Origin of the sequence: Micromonospora sp. NPDC007271, from assembly GCF_040634005.1 — a bacterium.
GTDB lineage: Bacteria > Actinomycetota > Actinomycetes > Mycobacteriales > Micromonosporaceae > Micromonospora.
Genome location: NZ_JBEYER010000093.1, coordinates 12,644 through 27,165 on the forward strand (window position 1 = coordinate 12,644; position 14,522 = coordinate 27,165).

Here is a 14,522-nt window from a genome sequence, read left to right on the forward strand (position 1 = left end):
CTGAGTGCACCAAAGTCGGGCGGGCACTGTGTCCACGGTGCCCGCCCGCACCCCTCCGCACCCCCTTCGAGGCCACCGTGTTCCGGTTCATCGTCAGACGCCTGCTCCAGCTGATACCGACGCTGTTCGGGCTCTCCATCCTGCTGTTCATCTGGCTCCACCGGCTTCCCGGTGGGCCCGAGACCGCGATTCTCGGCGAGCGGGGCACGCCCGAGATGCGCGCCGCGATCCGGCGCAACCTGGGTCTCGACGAGCCGATCCTGGTTCAGTACGCGCGCTTCCTGCGCCGGATGATCCGGCTTGACCTGGGCACCTCGACCGCCACCAAGCGCGCGGTCACCACCGAGTTCCTGGAGCGGTTCCCCGGCACCGTCGAGCTGACCGTCATGGCGATGGTGATCGCGGTGGGCATCGGCATCCCGCTGGGCTACCTCGCCGCCCGTCGGCGCGGCCGTCTCCTCGACCACGCCTCGGTCGGCGGCTCGCTGATCGGCATCTGCATCCCGGTCTTCTTCCTGGCGTACGTGCTCAAGGCGATCTTCGCCGAGAATCTGCACCTGTTCCCGTCGAGCGGACGGCAGGACCCGACCCTCGGAGCGACCCGGGTCACCAACTTCTTCGTCCTCGACGGTCTGATGACCCGCGAGTGGGACGCCGCCGCCGATGCGCTCTGGCATCTGGTGCTACCCGGCCTCGCGCTGGCCAGCATCCCGCTGGCGATCATCGTCCGGATCACGCGGGCCAGCGTGCTGGAGGTGCTCAACGAGGACTTCGTCCGCACCGCCGAGGCCAAGGGCTTGACCGAGCGGACCGTCCGCCGCAGGCACGTGCTGCGCAATGCGATGCTGCCGGTGGCCACCTCGATCGGTCTGCTCACCGGCGGCCTGCTCTCCGGCGCGGTGCTGACCGAGACCGTCTTCGCCTACAGCGGCATCGGCGCGTTCGTCGCCGAGGCGATCAGCCAGCGGGACTACCCGGTGCTGATGGGCTTCATCATGATCATCGCGGTGGTGTACGTACTGGTGAATCTCCTGGTCGACCTTTCCTACAGCGTGATCGACCCGAGGGTGAGGGTGCGATGACCATCACCGCTGGCAAGAAGCGAGAGAAGCTGGACCGGCTCGCCGAGCTGGCCGCCCGGAACGACGAGCAGGGGGTGAGCCTCTGGAAGGAGGCGTTCCGCCGGCTCCGGCGCAATCCGGCCGCCGTCGTCGGCGCGATCATCCTGGCGCTGTTCGTGCTGGTCGCGGTCATCGGGCCGTTCTTCGTCCCGTATGCCCCGATCGACTCGATCGGCATCCGCGAGGGCCTGGTCAAGTCCGGGCAGGGCATCATCCCCGGCCCCTCCGGCGACCACTGGCTCGGCTTCGATCACCAGGGCCGCGACGAGTTCAGCCGGCTGATCGTCGGCGCCCGACAGACCCTGCTGGTCGGCGTGGTCTCCACCCTGATCGGTCTGGCCATCGGCGCGTTCATCGGCGGCGTCGCCGGGGCTGCGGCCGGCCTGGGCGGCCGATGGGGGCGGTGGATCGACACCACCCTGATGCGTTTCATCGACATGCTGCTGGCGATGCCGAGCCTGCTGCTCGCGGTGAGTATCGCCGCGCTGCTCGGGGCGAGCCTGACCACCGTGATGATCGCGGTCGGTGTGGTCTCGGTGCCGGTCTTCGCCCGGCTGCTGCGCGGCTCGATGATCTCCCAGGCAAACAGCGACTACGTGCTGGCGGCGACCTCGCTGGGCGTGAAGCGGTCCAGGATCGCGCTCACCCATGTGGTGCCGAACTCGATCGCTCCGGTCATCGTGCAGGCCACGCTCACCCTGGCCACCGCGATCATCGAGGCCGCCGCGCTCTCCTTCCTCGGTCTGGGCAACCCCGACTCGGCCATTCCGGAGTGGGGTGTGATGCTCGCCGACGCGCAGCCGTACCTCGGCATCCGGCCGGCGCTTGCGATCTATCCGGCGCTCGGCATCATCATCACCGCGCTCGGCTTCACCCTGCTCGGTGAGGCGATGCGCGAGGCCCTCGACCCGAAGCTGCGGAAGTAGGTCAACCATGGCACTGCTCGAAGTGGACGACCTTTCCGTCACCTTCGCCCGTCGCGGACAGCGCACGGTGCACGCCGTGGACGGCGTCTCCTTCACGGTCGACGCCGGCGAGGTGGTCGGCCTGGTCGGTGAGTCCGGCTGCGGCAAGAGCGTGACGTCGCTGGCCATCATGGGCCTGCTGCCCAAGCAACCCGGCCTGCGGGTCGGCGGCAAGGCGGTCTTCGGCGGCACCGACCTGCTCCAGCTCGACGACCGGTCGCGGCGGGACATCCGGGGCCGGGACATCGCGATGATCTTCCAGGACCCGCTCTCGTCGTTGAACCCGGTGATCCCGATCGGGCTTCAGGTGACCGAGGTGCTGGCTCGGCACCGGGGGATGAAGGGCGATGCCGCCGCCAGGGAGGCCGCCGAGCTGCTCGACCGGGTCGGTATCCCGGACCCGCGCCGCCGGCTGAAGGAGTACCCGCATCAGCTCTCCGGCGGCATGCGGCAGCGCGCCCTGATCGCCATGGCGGTGGCGTGCCGGCCCCGGCTGCTGATCGCCGACGAGCCGACCACCGCGCTGGACGTGACCATCCAGGCGCAGATCCTGGAGCTGCTCAAGGAACTGGTCCGGGACTCCGGCACCGCGCTGGTGATGATCACGCACGACCTCGGCGTCGTGGCCGGCATGTGCGACACCATCAACGTGCTCTACGCCGGCCGGGTGGTGGAGACCGCCCGCCGCCGGCCGCTGTTCCGGGAGCCCCGGCACCCGTACACCGTGGGCCTGCTCGGCTCGGTGCCGCGGCTGGACGCTGGACGCGGCGAACGGCTCAACCCGATCCCCGGCTCGGTGCGCGATGTCCTGTCCTGGCCGGACGGCTGCGCCTTCGCCCCGCGTTGCGGGCGCCAGGTCGACGAGTGCCTGGGCGAGCCCCCGGAGCTGGTGCTCACCCATGACGCGCGCAGCTACCGGTGCGTCAACCCCGCCCCGCTGCCGGGGGTGGCGCAGGCCGCCGCAGCGAACCCCGTGCCCGTCCCGCGGGAGGAGGAGTCAGCGTGAGCGAGAACGACATTCTCGTCGAGGTACGCGACCTGAAGGTGCATTTTCCGATCAAGCGGGGGGTGCTCTTCGACCGGACGGTCGGGCACGTCAAAGCGGTCGACGGCGTCGACCTGAGCATCCCGCGCGGGAAGACGTACGGCCTGGTCGGCGAGTCCGGCTGCGGCAAGTCCACCCTCGGCCGGGCGCTGCTGCAGCTCACTCCGCCCACCGGCGGTGAGGTGAGCTTCGACGGCGTCGAGTTGACCAGGCTCCCCGCCGGCAAGCTGCGGTCGATGCGGCGCCGCATGCAAATGATCTTCCAGGACCCGATGTCCAGCCTGGATCCGCGGCAGAACGTCGAGTCGATTCTCACCGAGGGCCTGCAGACGCACGGCATCGGCGCCAACCGGGACGAGCGCCGGAAGATCATCGGGGAGACGCTGGACGCCGTCGGGTTGCCGAAGTGGGCGCTCTCCCGCTATCCGCACGAGTTCTCCGGCGGCCAGCGGCAGCGCATCGGCATTGCCCGGGCGCTGGTGCTCGGTCCCGAGCTGATCGTTGCCGACGAGCCGGTCTCCGCGCTGGATGTGTCGATCCAGGCGCAGGTGGTCAACCTTCTCGACGAGTTGCAGGAGAGCCTGGGCCTGACCTACCTGGTGATCGCACACGACCTGGCCGTGGTTCGGCACATCTCCGACGTGGTCGGCGTGATGTATCTGGGCGCGCTGGTCGAGGAGGCGCCGAGTGACCAGCTCTACGCCGAGCCGCTGCACCCGTACACCCGGGCGCTGATGTCGGCGGTGCCGGTGCCGGATCCGGACGTGGAGGACCGCCGCGAGCGGATCCTGCTCGCCGGTGACCTGCCCTCCCCGGCGAACCCGCCGGCCGGCTGCCGGTTCCACACCCGCTGCCCGTGGACCCAGCCGACCCGGTGCGCCGACGAGCGGCCGGCGCTGCGCGAGATGCTCAGCGGACACCGGGTGGCCTGCCACTACGCCGAGGACATCGCCGCCGGCCGGATCCGGCCCCACGAGGTGGAGCCGGAACTGGTCCGGCCGGACGAGGGCGCGGCACCGGGCGATCCCGGCGAGCTGATCCCGACGCCCTGACGGTTGTCGTCCGGCCCGGACGGGTCGGCCACCGCCCATCAGGCGAACGGGCGGGTGGGCCCGGACCGACGTCCGGGCCCACCCGCCGATCGTGTCATTCGGCGGGTACGGTCATCTGGATCCGCAACGGCGACCCGGGATGGCGGATCGCCGTCACGGCCAGCCTGGTCAGCGCCAGGGCGTTGTCGTCCCCCGCGGCCCGGTTCGAGCCGAGGCCGCCGCAGCCGACGCAGCGGTGGATGATCACCCACTCCCCGTCGCCGCGAACGGCGATCGAGATGGGTTCCATCCGGGCGTGGCAGGTCGAGGCGCGGTCGCCGGGAGACGACCGGTCGACATGCTTGCTGCTCAGACAGTTCGGGCAGTGGTTACGGTGTGCCGTGCCCGGGGCGGACACCGGCACGTCGAGACGACAGTGCAGGCATCGGAACGACTCGCCGTACTCGTCGCGGTTCCTGCCGTGCATCCGTTTCGGGCGTTGCGCCCGGCCGTGCGGCTGCCGTCGCTCCGGCCGCTGATTGTTCCGGCGTGGCATGGTCGGCGCCCCTGATCAACCCGCCGCCCAGAGGGCGCCGAGATGCTCCAGCGGGAACGGTGGCTGCGCGAGCGGCCGGATCGCGAGTCGGATGAGGAGCAGCTGGTTGTCGTCTGGCTCGATGTGGTCGTCGGCGAGCTCCGAGCAACCGGTGCAGCGTTGGATGAGCGTCCAGTCGCCGCTGCGCAGCACCGCGATCGAGATCGGTTGCATCCGGGCACCGCACGTACCGTCGGTGGTGTGCGGTTCCCGCATCGTGGTGTGCCTGCTGTTCAGGCAGTTGGGGCAGTGGTTGCGGATCCGACCCGAAGGGGTGTTCGGGGAAACGCTGATCCCGCACCGCATGCAGGTGAAGAATGCGTGCAGCGCGGAGCCGTTCTTATCGGGGGACAAGTGGCATCTCCTGGCGAGAGTTTCCGAAAGGTCGGGAAACGCGCCGAGCGTCGATGCTCGGCCTCGCGGGGAGACTCACTGCCGGTGAACGCCGGTAGTGGAGATGGGGTCAGCGGCAGGAGCCTTCGCCGAGGCGACAACGTGCGCTCGGCGCTGACCAGGGCGTACACCACTCTCCAGCGGGCTGGATCGTACTTGGACACAGCACGTGAACAGTGTTCATGGAGCTGGGGCGATCCGCAACGCATTTGTCGTGCACGTCGTTTGGCCGCACCCGACCCGACCAGCCGCACTCAGCCCGGTTCAGCCCTCCGGGCGGTTGAGCAGGGCCACCGCGATGGTGTGCACGGCGTCCAGACCGGCCGGGTCGGCCAGCGGCACCCGCCCACCGGTCACCGCGTACCACTCGTCGGCGTCCTTGTACTGCACGCGCAGGGTGACCTGGCCGTCCGCGTACTCCGTGCGCAGCGTCAGCTCGCCGGTCACCACGCCGACCTCGTCGGTCATCACGCCGCCCGGGCCGGCCGTGATGTCGCTGGTCCGCTCCTGCGGGCCCGCACCCCCCGGGGCGCCGCCGGGCGGGGTGGTGTCGGCGGACATGCCCGCGCCGGGGACGTCGGCGGTGCCGGCCGGCGTGCCGTCGACCGTCATCCCGGCCGAGGTGGAGCCGGCAGCGGTCCCGCCGTCGGTGGCCGCCGCCGCGTCCTCGCGCGTGCCACCCGGTGTACTCTCCGGCACCTCGCTCACTTGCAGCCCTCCAACATATCGGTGAGGGCGGCCTTCTCGGCACTGGTCACCGTCAGCCGCCAGTAGTGCTTGACCGTCACCCAGTCCGTGGCGTACTGGCACCAGTACGACCGGTTCGCCGGCTTCCACTGGGACGGGTCCTGATCACCCTTTGCCCGGTTGGAGCGGGCGGAAACCGCCACGAGCTGCGGTCGGGTCAGGTCGTTGGCGAAGTCGCCGCGCTTCGCGTCGTCCCACTCGTTCGCCCCCGAGCGCCAGGCGTTGGCCAGCGGCACCACGTGATCGATGTCCACCTGGGCCGGATCGTCGAGGGCCAGCCCGTCGTACGCGCTCTCCCAGTTGCCGCCGACCACGTTGCAGCCGGAGAGCTCGATGCTCTCGCCGTCTTTCTGCAGCACGCTGTCCCGCACGTCGCAGTTCTTGCCGGTCTTCCGCCAGTGCGGGAAGCGGGAGCGGCTGTAGCCTTTCATCGACCCGGCGGCGGCCACGGCCAGCTCGTCGAGTTGCTTCGTGACGTCCGCGGTGTCACTGCCGGCCGGCGGGGCCGGCTCGTCGAGCGCCGGCGCGCAGCCGGCCACGCCCAGGGCGACCGCCGCGGCGAGCGCGACCGCCAGTCCGGCGCGGGCTACTGATTTCGTACGCACAGACGACACCTCTTCAGCTTGCGTGCTCCAGGCGAGTCCGCACAGTACCCCGGCGGGGGTTTCCGTGATTCGTGGCGTCGGAAGTGGAGCGCGGGCAGAGTGATTACCCATGACCGCACCCGCTTCCGCCCTCCGCATGGGCACCGCCGGTGGGCGGGGCACCCTGCTCGCCGCGATCCTCGCCTCCGGCATGGTGTTCCTGGACACCACGGTGGTCAACGTGGCACTGCCCCGGCTCGGTGCGGAACTGAAGGCCAACGTCGCGGATCTCCAGTGGACCGTGAACGGCTATCTGCTGATGCTGGCCGCGTTCGTCCTGCTCGGGGGCGCGCTCGGCGACCGGTTCGGGCGCCGGCGGATCTTCCTGTTCGGCGTGGTCTGGTTTGCGGGAGCATCCGTGCTCTGCGGGCTGTCGCAGGGGACCGGCTGGCTGATCGTGGCCCGGTTCCTGCAGGGCGCCGGCGGGGCGCTGCTCACCCCCGGCTCGCTCTCCGTGCTTCAGGCCAGCTTCCACCCGGACGACCGGGGGCGGGCGATCGGCACCTGGTCCGGGCTGTCCGGGGTCTCCACCGCGCTCGGCCCGCTCCTCGGCGGGTTCCTGATCGACGCGCTCTCCTGGCGGTCGATCTTCTTCATCAACGTGCCGCTGGCCGTCGCGGTGGTGCTCGCCACGCTGCGCTGGGTGCCGGAGAGCCGGGACGTGGCCGTCTCGCGCGCCGGGGCGAAGCGGCGGTTCGACATCGTCGGCGCGCTGCTCGGCGCGCTGGGCCTCGGCGGGGTCACCTACGCCCTGATCGACGCGCCGGCACGCGGCGGCCGCTCCCCGGCGGTGCTGGCGTCGGCGCTGGTCGGGGTGCTCGCCATGGCGCTCTTCGTGCTGGTCGAGCGGCGGCGCGGGGAAGCCGCCATGCTGCCCACCAAGCTGTTCGGCAGCCGGCTCTTCTCGGTGCTGAACGTCTTCACCGTGGTCGTGTACGCGGCCCTCAGCGGGTTCACCTTCTTCCTCGCGATCTACCTGCAGAACGGGATCGGCTGGTCGGCGTTGCTCACGGGCCTGGCCACCGTGCCGATGACCCTGCTGCTCCTGGTCGGCTCGCCCCGGGCCGGGGCGCTGTCGGCCAAGATCGGCCCACGGCTGCCGCTGGCCGTCGGGCCGGTGGTCGCCGCGGCCGGCCTGCTGCTGTTGCGTGGGATCGGGCCGGGGGCGTCGTACTGGACGGACGTGCTGCCCGGGGTGGTCCTGTTCGGCGCGGGCCTGACCCTGGTGGTGGCGCCGCTGACCACGTCGGTGCTGGCGGCGGTGGCGGACCGGTTCGCCGGGGTGGCGAGCGGCTTCAACAACGCCGCCTCCCGGGCCGGTGGCCTGCTGGCGGTGGCCGCGCTGCCGCTGCTGGTCGGCCTCTCCGGCACCGGCTACGAGCAGAAGGGGGCGCTGGCCGGCGCGTTCCGCGGGGCGATGCTCTGGTGCGCCGGCCTGCTGCTGCTCGGCGCCGTGCTGGCCGCCCTCCTCATCCACCGCCCGGGGAAAGGAAGGGGCCCTTCTTAGCGTCTCCGGCGGAGCAGGGGCCCCTTGTTGACACCCGGTGTCGACAAGGGGCCCCTCCTCGCAGGTCAGGCGCGAGAGCGGTTGACCGCGCTGGTGACCGCCTTCACCGAGGCGGTCACGATGTTCGCGTCCACCCCGACACCCCAGACCGTGCGGCCGTCCACCTCGCACTCGACGTACGCGGCGGCCTGCGCGTCCTCGCCGGAGGTGAGCGCGTGCTCGTGGTAGTCGAGCACGCGTACGGCCACGCCCAGGGACTGCAGCGCGTTGACGTACGCGTCGATCGGGCCGTTGCCGACGGCGGTAAGGGGGTGAACCTCGCCGCCGAAGCCGACCTGAGCCTCGATCTCGACCTTGCCCTCGGTGGTGCCGATCGTGTAGTCGGACACCGTGACCGTGGGGTCGACCTGGTGGTCGACCAGGTAGTTGCGGGCGAAGATCTCCCACATGTCGGCCGGCTCGACCTCGCCGCCGTCGTGGTCGGTGACCTGCTGGACCACGCCGGAGAACTCGATCTGGAGCCGGCGCGGCAGGTCGAGCTGGTACTCGGTCTTCATGATGTACGCGACGCCGCCCTTGCCGGACTGCGAGTTGACCCGGATGACCGCCTCGTAGGTGCGGCCCAGGTCCTTCGGGTCGATCGGCAGGTACGGCACCGCCCAGGTGAACTCGTCGACCGGGACACCGGCCGCCGCGGCGTCGGCGTGCAGGGCGTCGAAGCCCTTCTTGATCGCGTCCTGGTGGGAGCCGGAGAAGGCGGTGTAGACCAGGTCTCCCGCGTACGGGTGCCGCTCGTGCACCGGCAGTTGGTTGCAGTACTCGACGGCCCGCTTGACCTCGTCGATGTTCGAGAAGTCGATCATCGGGTCGATGCCCTGGGAGAACAGGTTCAGCCCGAGCGTCACCAGGTCGACGTTGCCGGTGCGCTCGCCGTTGCCGAACAGGCAGCCCTCGACCCGGTCCGCCCCGGCCAGCAGGCCCAGTTCGGCGGCGGCCACGCCGGTGCCCCGGTCGTTGTGCGGGTGCAGGCTCAGCACCAGACTGTCCCGCCGGGGCAGGTGTCGGTGCATCCACTCGATCGAGTCGGCGTACACGTTCGGCATGGCCATCTCGACGGTGGCCGGCAGGTTCACGATCAGCTTGCGGTCCGGGGTCGGGTCGACCACCTCGATGACCTTGGCGCAGACCTCCAGCGCGTACTCCAGCTCCGTGCCGGTGTACGACTCGGGGGAGTACTCGTAGTGGATGTCGGTGTCCGGGGTGTGGATCTCCGCGTACTTCTGGCAGAGCCGGGCGCCGGTGGTGGCGATGTCGGTGATGCCGTCCCGGTCCAGGCCGAAGACCACCCGGCGCTGGAGCGTCGAGGTGGAGTTGTAGAAGTGCACGATGGCCCGGCGGGCGCCGCGCAGCGACTCGAAGGTCCGGTCGATCAGGTGCTCCCGGCACTGGGTGAGCACCTGGATGGTGACGTCCTCGGGGATCAGGTCCTGCTCGATCAGCTGCCGGACGAAGTCGTAGTCGGTCTGGCTGGCCGAGGGGAAGCCGACCTCGATCTCCTTGTAGCCCATCTGCACGAGCAGCTGGAACATCCGGCGCTTGCGCTCCGGCGACATCGGGTCGATCAGCGCCTGGTTGCCGTCGCGGAGGTCCACCGCACACCAGCGCGGCGCGGCCTCGACCTGGCGGGTGGGCCAGCTGCGGTCGGGCAGGTCGATCTGGAACTGCCGGTGGTAGGGCAGGTAACGGCGGAACGGCATGCGGCTGGGGCGCTGCCGGGCGATCGGATCGGTTTCGGGGTCGGTGGCGATGTCAGCCATCTCGGGTTGCTCCCTGGGGGCATGTGGCGTCAGCAGATCGGAAGGTGTCGGCGCGATGCCGGCGACGTTGCCGGGGCGATGCCGAAAGAGGCTCGGATGTGCTGGACGGCGCGGTTCAACTCCGCGACGAGGTGCCGGCCGTTCAGGCCTCGCCGCGGCAGCCAAGGAGAAGGTACGCCTGCCACATGACAGGGTGACCCTACGTGATCACGAGGCCCCGTGGTAGCTGCGTCCGTCATTTGAGACACGGATCCCAGCCGCCGCCGGTGCCATGGCGGAGCATCCGCGCCCGGGCTCGCGGCCGGATCCAGAATTGCTCGACGGCCTCAGGCGCGCAGGTCAACCCGGCACGCGGGTAGGTTTGTCAGCCTCTGGTCCAGTCGTCGCGCGGGCGTCCGGCCCGGCCGTCTCGCCGGCTGCCGCGGTCTCGCCGAAGCGGGTGCGGCGGGTGCCGTCGCGGCACGTTGAGGCAGCAGCTTCCCGGATCTTGTCCGAGTCCTGGGGCGTGGGCCGGTGCCGCGGAGGGGCGCGGGTCAGCGCAGCAGCAGGGTGGCGAGGGGGTGGCGGCGGCGGAGCGCGGTTTCCCGGGTGAGCAGGTCCGCCGGGAGCGAGAACGGGTCGCCGAGGCGGCCGACGGCGGCCACCACCAGCGGCCGGATCCCGGCCGGCAGGTCCAGCTCGGCGGCGAGGCCGGCCCGGTCGAAGCGGTCGAGCTGGTGCACGTGCAGGCCGAGCGCGGTGGCCTGCACGGTCAGGTGGGCGACGGCCTGGCCGAGGTCGTACGCGGCGCGCTCCGGATCGCCGGCGCCGGTGTGCGCGCCGACCAGCAGTGCGGAGGCGTGCCGCGCCCAGCGCTGGTCGCCCTCGGCGAGGCTGACCAAGATCCGCTTCCAGATCTCGTCCTGCCGGTGCCCCAGCACGAACCGCCACGGCTGGGCGTTGCCCGCCGAGGGCGCCCAGCGGGCGGCTTCCAGCAGCGAGGCGGCTTCGTCGTCGGCGAGTTCCGCGTCCGGGGCGAAGGCCCGGGGGCTCCAGCGGAAGGCGAGCAGCGGGGTGAGGTCAGCCATGGGAAGGAGCGTGCCGGATGCGTCGTTCGCCCTTTTCGTTGGGTCGGCCGGATGTGGCCAAAAGCACCCGTAACGGACAGAGCGTCACGACGTTCCGGGGGTCGCGCTCTCCGCGGGTTTCTCCCGGCCGACCGGCTCGCCCTCGGTGACCGGCCCGGCCAGCTGCACGGTGGCGGGCGCCGCGCCGGGCTCGCCGGCCAGCTTCACCGTGCCGAAGGCGGCCCGGACCCCGGCCGGCGTGCCGTCCGGCCGGTAGCAGTAGATGCCCACGTCCAGCGGGGCGTTCAGGGAGGCGGACGTCGACTCCACCGAGTAGCACTGGCCGTCCACGCCGGCCAGCGGGGCGGCCGGCGAGACCGCGAGCGGCGCCCGCCGGTCGGTGAGCACCGCCAGCCAGTCCGTGAACGGGTGCTGTACCCGGGGGTCCAGCTTCCCCGGCAGGGCGTCGTCGGGGTCGCCGAGGCGTACGCAGCTCGCCGGCTCGGGACGGCCGGCCGACGGCAGCGCGCACTGGAACAGCCCGTCCGCGGTGGCGGCGAGCGAGACGTCGACGCTGCCGCCCTGTCCCCAACCGGGCACGTCCACCCGCCAGGAGCCGTCGTTCGCGCTGGTCACCGAGATCATCCGGTCGGGGCCGTCCGCCGGGGCCAGGGTGTACCTCGCGGTGAGGTGGCGGTCCTGGGCGGCCGCCGCCAGTGCGGCCAGCTCGTCGCGGGCCGCGTCCACCTCTCCGGGGGCGGGGTCGGCGGTGTCGAGCGGGGCAGGTGGCGGCGAGTAGGCGGTGCAGGCGGCCAGCAGCGCCGGTAGGGCGATCGCCAGGACGCCGGCCAGCCGCCGGGCTACGCGGAGGTGAGCGTGCACCGGGACATTCTGCGGTGCGAGGAGGGGTCTGGGGAGCCTGCCGTACGGCTGTCGTGCCGGCGTGTCGCGCGGCCGAGGCGGCGTGTCCGGCCCCGGTGAGCCGCCCCACGCCCGGGCCGGATGGTGGGATCACCCGGCCCCGCGGCGTGCGACGCCAGATAACCTGAGGAGGTCTGACGCGCGCCGCCGGGCCGAGACCCGGCGGCGTCGGCACGCTCAGGGTCGTCGCTGGGAGGGAGTGCGCCGTCGTGGCACTCGTGGTGCAGAAGTACGGCGGGTCCTCCGTCGCCAACGCCGAGCGGATCAAGCGCGTGGCCGAGCGCATCGTGGCCGCCCGCAAGTCCGGGGACGACGTGGTCGTGGTGGTCTCGGCGATGGGCGACACCACCGACGAGCTGCTCGACCTGGCCCACCAGGTCAGCCCCCTGCCGCCCGGCCGCGAGCTGGACATGCTGCTCACCGCCGGCGAGCGGATCTCCATGGCGCTGCTCGCCATGGCCATCCACAACCTGGGGTACGAGGCCCGCTCGTTCACCGGCTCGCAGGCGGGCGTGATCACCACCTCCGCGCACGGCAAGGCGCGGATCATCGACGTCACCCCGGGCCGCCTCAAGGGTGCCCTGGACGAGGGCGCGGTGGTCATCGTGGCCGGCTTCCAGGGTGTCTCGCAGGACACCAAGGACGTCACCACGCTCGGTCGGGGCGGCTCGGACACCACCGCGGTGGCGCTCGCCGCCGCGCTCGAGGCGGACGTCTGCGAGATCTACACGGACGTGGACGGCATCTTCAGCGCCGACCCGCGGATCGTGCCGGACGCCCGGCACATCAAGACGATCACCTACGAGGAGATGCTGGAGCTGGCCGCCTGCGGCGCGAAGGTGCTGCACCTGCGTAGCGTCGAGTACGCGCGGCGAGCAGGCTTGCCGATCCATGTCCGTTCGTCATACTCGACCAACACCGGCACGATGGTCACCGGAGCGATGGAGGACCTTCCCGTGGAACAGGCCATGATCACCGGGGTCGCCCACGACCGCAGCGAAGCGAAGATCACCATCGTCGGGGTGCCCGACGAGCCGGGTGCCGCGGCGCGGATCTTCGACACCGTGGCCGGTGCTGAGATCAACATCGACATGATCGTGCAGAACGTCTCCACCGAGGGCACCGGCCGCACCGACATCTCGTTCACCCTGCCCAAGACCGACGGCCCGACCGCCATGGCGGCGCTCAGCAAGATCCAGGATCTGGTCAAGTTCAAGGGACTGCTCTACGACGACCACGTCGGCAAGGTCTCCCTGATCGGCGCCGGCATGCGCTCGCACCCGGGCGTCGCGGCCGGGTTCTTCGCCGCCCTCGGCGCGGCCGGGGTGAACATCGAGATGATCTCCACCTCGGAGATCCGGGTCTCCGTGGTCTGCCGGGACACCGACCTCGACAAGGCGGTCCGGGCCATCCACGACGCCTTCGATCTGGGCGGCGAGACCGAGGCCGTGGTCTACGCGGGCACCGGGCGGTAGCCGGCCATGTCGTCGCTGCCCACCCTCGCCGTGGTCGGAGCGACCGGTGCCGTCGGTACCGTGATGTGCCAGCTGCTCTCCGCCCGGCGCAACGTCTGGGGCGAGATCCGGCTGCTCGCCTCCGAGCGCTCGGTCGGGCGGCAGGTGCAGTGCCGGGGTGAGCTGCTCACCGTCCAGGCGCTCACCCCCGAGGCGTTCGACGGCGTGGACGTGGCGATGTTCGACGTCCCGGACGAGGTCTCGGCCGAGTGGGCACCGGTCGCGGTCGGCCGGGGCGCGGTGGTGGTGGACAACTCTGGCGCGTTCCGGATGGACCGGGACGTCCCGCTGGTGGTCCCCGAGATCAACCCCGAGCAGGTGCGCAACCGGCCCAAGGGGATCATCGCCAACGCCAACTGCACCACCCTGGCGATGATCGTGGCGGTCGCCCCGCTGCACCGCGAGTACGGCCTCCGCGAGCTGGTGCTCGCGTCCTACCAGGCGGTGTCCGGGGCGGGGCAGGCCGGCGTGGACGCGCTGCACGCGCAGCTCGGCAAGATCGCCGGGGACCAGGGGCTCGGCTCCCGTCCCGGCGACGTGCGGCAGGCGGTCGGCGACGAGCTGGGGCCGTTCCCGGCCCCGCTGGCGCTCAACGTCGTGCCCTGGGCCGGCTCGCTGGCCGACGGCGGCTGGTCGTCCGAGGAGATGAAGATGCGCAACGAGTCGCGCAAGATCCTCGGACTGCCTGACCTCAAGGTCTCCGCCACCTGCGTACGCGTGCCGGTGGTGACCGGCCATTCGGTCGCGGTGCACGCCGTCTTCGCCACCGAGGTGGACGCCGAGGGCGCCCGGGAGGCGTTGCGCAACGCCCCCGGCGTGATCCTGGTCGACGACCCGGCCGCGGGCGAGTTCCCGATGCCGATCGACGCGGTCGGCACCGACCCGTCCTGGGTGGGCCGCATCCGCCGCGCCGTCGACGACCCCCGCGCCCTGGACCTTTTCGTGACGGGCGACAACCTCCGCAAGGGCGCCGCCCTCAACACCGCCCAGATCGCCGAACTCCTCGCCACCACCCTCCCCCACCCCTAACCCCCCACCCCCCTCTCCCCCTCCCCCGTTCCCCCTCTCTCCCGCGCGATCTTGCACTTTCTGTCGGGAGTTAGCCGGCAAAAGGGACGGATCGAGCCGGCCCAGCACGCTGTCCGGCCGGTACGTGCTGAACACCGCGTCCGCCTC

At 71.4% G+C, this 14,522-nt stretch carries 14 protein-coding genes; 7 read left to right on the forward strand and 7 right to left on the reverse strand.

Annotation, left to right across the window (positions count from 1 at the left end; all coding sequences use genetic code 11):
* Positions 1–77: 77 nt before the first annotated feature.
* From ABZ570_RS26785 to ABZ570_RS26800, 4 genes are read left to right on the forward strand one after another with little or no spacing between them, the layout of a single operon-like run.
* Positions 78–1,082, forward strand: a complete 1,005-nt coding sequence (locus ABZ570_RS26785) for an ABC transporter permease (protein ID WP_358069203.1) — start codon at positions 78–80, stop codon at positions 1,080–1,082.
* A complete protein-coding gene (locus ABZ570_RS26790) occupies positions 1,079–2,047 on the forward strand; it encodes an ABC transporter permease (RefSeq protein ID WP_358069205.1) in 969 nt (322 codons plus the stop codon). The genes ABZ570_RS26785 and ABZ570_RS26790 overlap by 4 nt, the downstream gene beginning before the upstream one ends.
* A gap of 7 nt (positions 2,048–2,054) precedes the next feature.
* Positions 2,055–3,092, forward strand: coding sequence for an ABC transporter ATP-binding protein (locus ABZ570_RS26795; protein ID WP_358069208.1), 1,038 nt, complete (start codon positions 2,055–2,057; stop codon positions 3,090–3,092).
* Positions 3,089–4,183 (forward strand): oligopeptide/dipeptide ABC transporter ATP-binding protein, encoded by a 1,095-nt coding sequence (locus tag ABZ570_RS26800; RefSeq protein ID WP_358069211.1) that lies wholly within the window; start codon positions 3,089–3,091, stop codon positions 4,181–4,183. Before ABZ570_RS26795 ends, ABZ570_RS26800 begins: the two co-directional genes overlap by 4 nt.
* 94 nt (positions 4,184–4,277) lie before the next feature.
* Here the strand turns inward: ABZ570_RS26800 and ABZ570_RS26805 are convergent, their stop codons facing one another.
* The 4 genes from ABZ570_RS26805 to ABZ570_RS26820 all read right to left on the reverse strand — a co-directional run bounded on the left by ABZ570_RS26805 (position 4,278) and on the right by ABZ570_RS26820 (position 6,502).
* The gene (locus ABZ570_RS26805; protein ID WP_358069214.1) at positions 4,278–4,718 is read right to left on the reverse strand and encodes an RNHCP domain-containing protein; all 441 of its coding nucleotides are present in this window, start codon (positions 4,716–4,718) and stop codon (positions 4,278–4,280) included.
* 15 nt (positions 4,719–4,733) lie between these two features.
* Positions 4,734–5,063, reverse strand: a complete 330-nt coding sequence (locus ABZ570_RS26810; RefSeq protein WP_358069241.1) for an RNHCP domain-containing protein — start codon at positions 5,061–5,063, stop codon at positions 4,734–4,736.
* A 351-nt stretch (positions 5,064–5,414) separates the two neighbouring features.
* On the reverse strand, positions 5,415–5,849 hold the full coding sequence (locus tag ABZ570_RS26815; RefSeq protein ID WP_358069244.1) for a hypothetical protein: 435 nt from the start codon (positions 5,847–5,849) through the stop codon (positions 5,415–5,417).
* Positions 5,850–5,854: 5 nt separating this feature from the next.
* Positions 5,855–6,502, reverse strand: a complete 648-nt coding sequence (locus tag ABZ570_RS26820; protein ID WP_358069217.1) for an HNH endonuclease family protein — start codon at positions 6,500–6,502, stop codon at positions 5,855–5,857.
* A 109-nt stretch (positions 6,503–6,611) separates the two neighbouring features.
* On the opposite strand from ABZ570_RS26820, the gene ABZ570_RS26825 reads away from it, so the two are divergent.
* Positions 6,612–8,048, forward strand: a complete 1,437-nt coding sequence (locus ABZ570_RS26825) for an MFS transporter (protein ID WP_358069220.1) — start codon at positions 6,612–6,614, stop codon at positions 8,046–8,048.
* A gap of 65 nt (positions 8,049–8,113) precedes the next feature.
* Here ABZ570_RS26825 and leuA read toward each other — a convergent pair whose 3' ends face one another.
* The 3 genes from leuA to ABZ570_RS26840 form a co-directional block, all read right to left on the reverse strand.
* The gene (leuA, locus tag ABZ570_RS26830) at positions 8,114–9,865 is read right to left on the reverse strand and encodes a 2-isopropylmalate synthase (protein WP_358069223.1); all 1,752 of its coding nucleotides are present in this window, start codon (positions 9,863–9,865) and stop codon (positions 8,114–8,116) included.
* 533 nt (positions 9,866–10,398) lie between these two features.
* The gene (locus tag ABZ570_RS26835) at positions 10,399–10,932 is read right to left on the reverse strand and encodes a nitroreductase family protein (protein WP_358069226.1); all 534 of its coding nucleotides are present in this window, start codon (positions 10,930–10,932) and stop codon (positions 10,399–10,401) included.
* A gap of 84 nt (positions 10,933–11,016) precedes the next feature.
* A complete protein-coding gene (locus ABZ570_RS26840; RefSeq protein WP_358069229.1) occupies positions 11,017–11,793 on the reverse strand; it encodes a hypothetical protein in 777 nt (258 codons plus the stop codon).
* Positions 11,794–12,041: 248 nt separating this feature from the next.
* Between ABZ570_RS26840 and ABZ570_RS26845 the strand changes: the two genes are divergently transcribed.
* Both ABZ570_RS26845 and ABZ570_RS26850 read left to right on the forward strand, forming a co-directional pair.
* Complete coding sequence (locus ABZ570_RS26845; protein WP_358069232.1) at positions 12,042–13,307, forward strand: aspartate kinase; 1,266 nt, start codon at positions 12,042–12,044, stop codon at positions 13,305–13,307.
* Positions 13,308–13,313: 6 nt separating this feature from the next.
* Complete coding sequence (locus ABZ570_RS26850; protein WP_358069235.1) at positions 13,314–14,375, forward strand: aspartate-semialdehyde dehydrogenase; 1,062 nt, start codon at positions 13,314–13,316, stop codon at positions 14,373–14,375.
* Positions 14,376–14,522 lie beyond the last annotated feature (147 nt).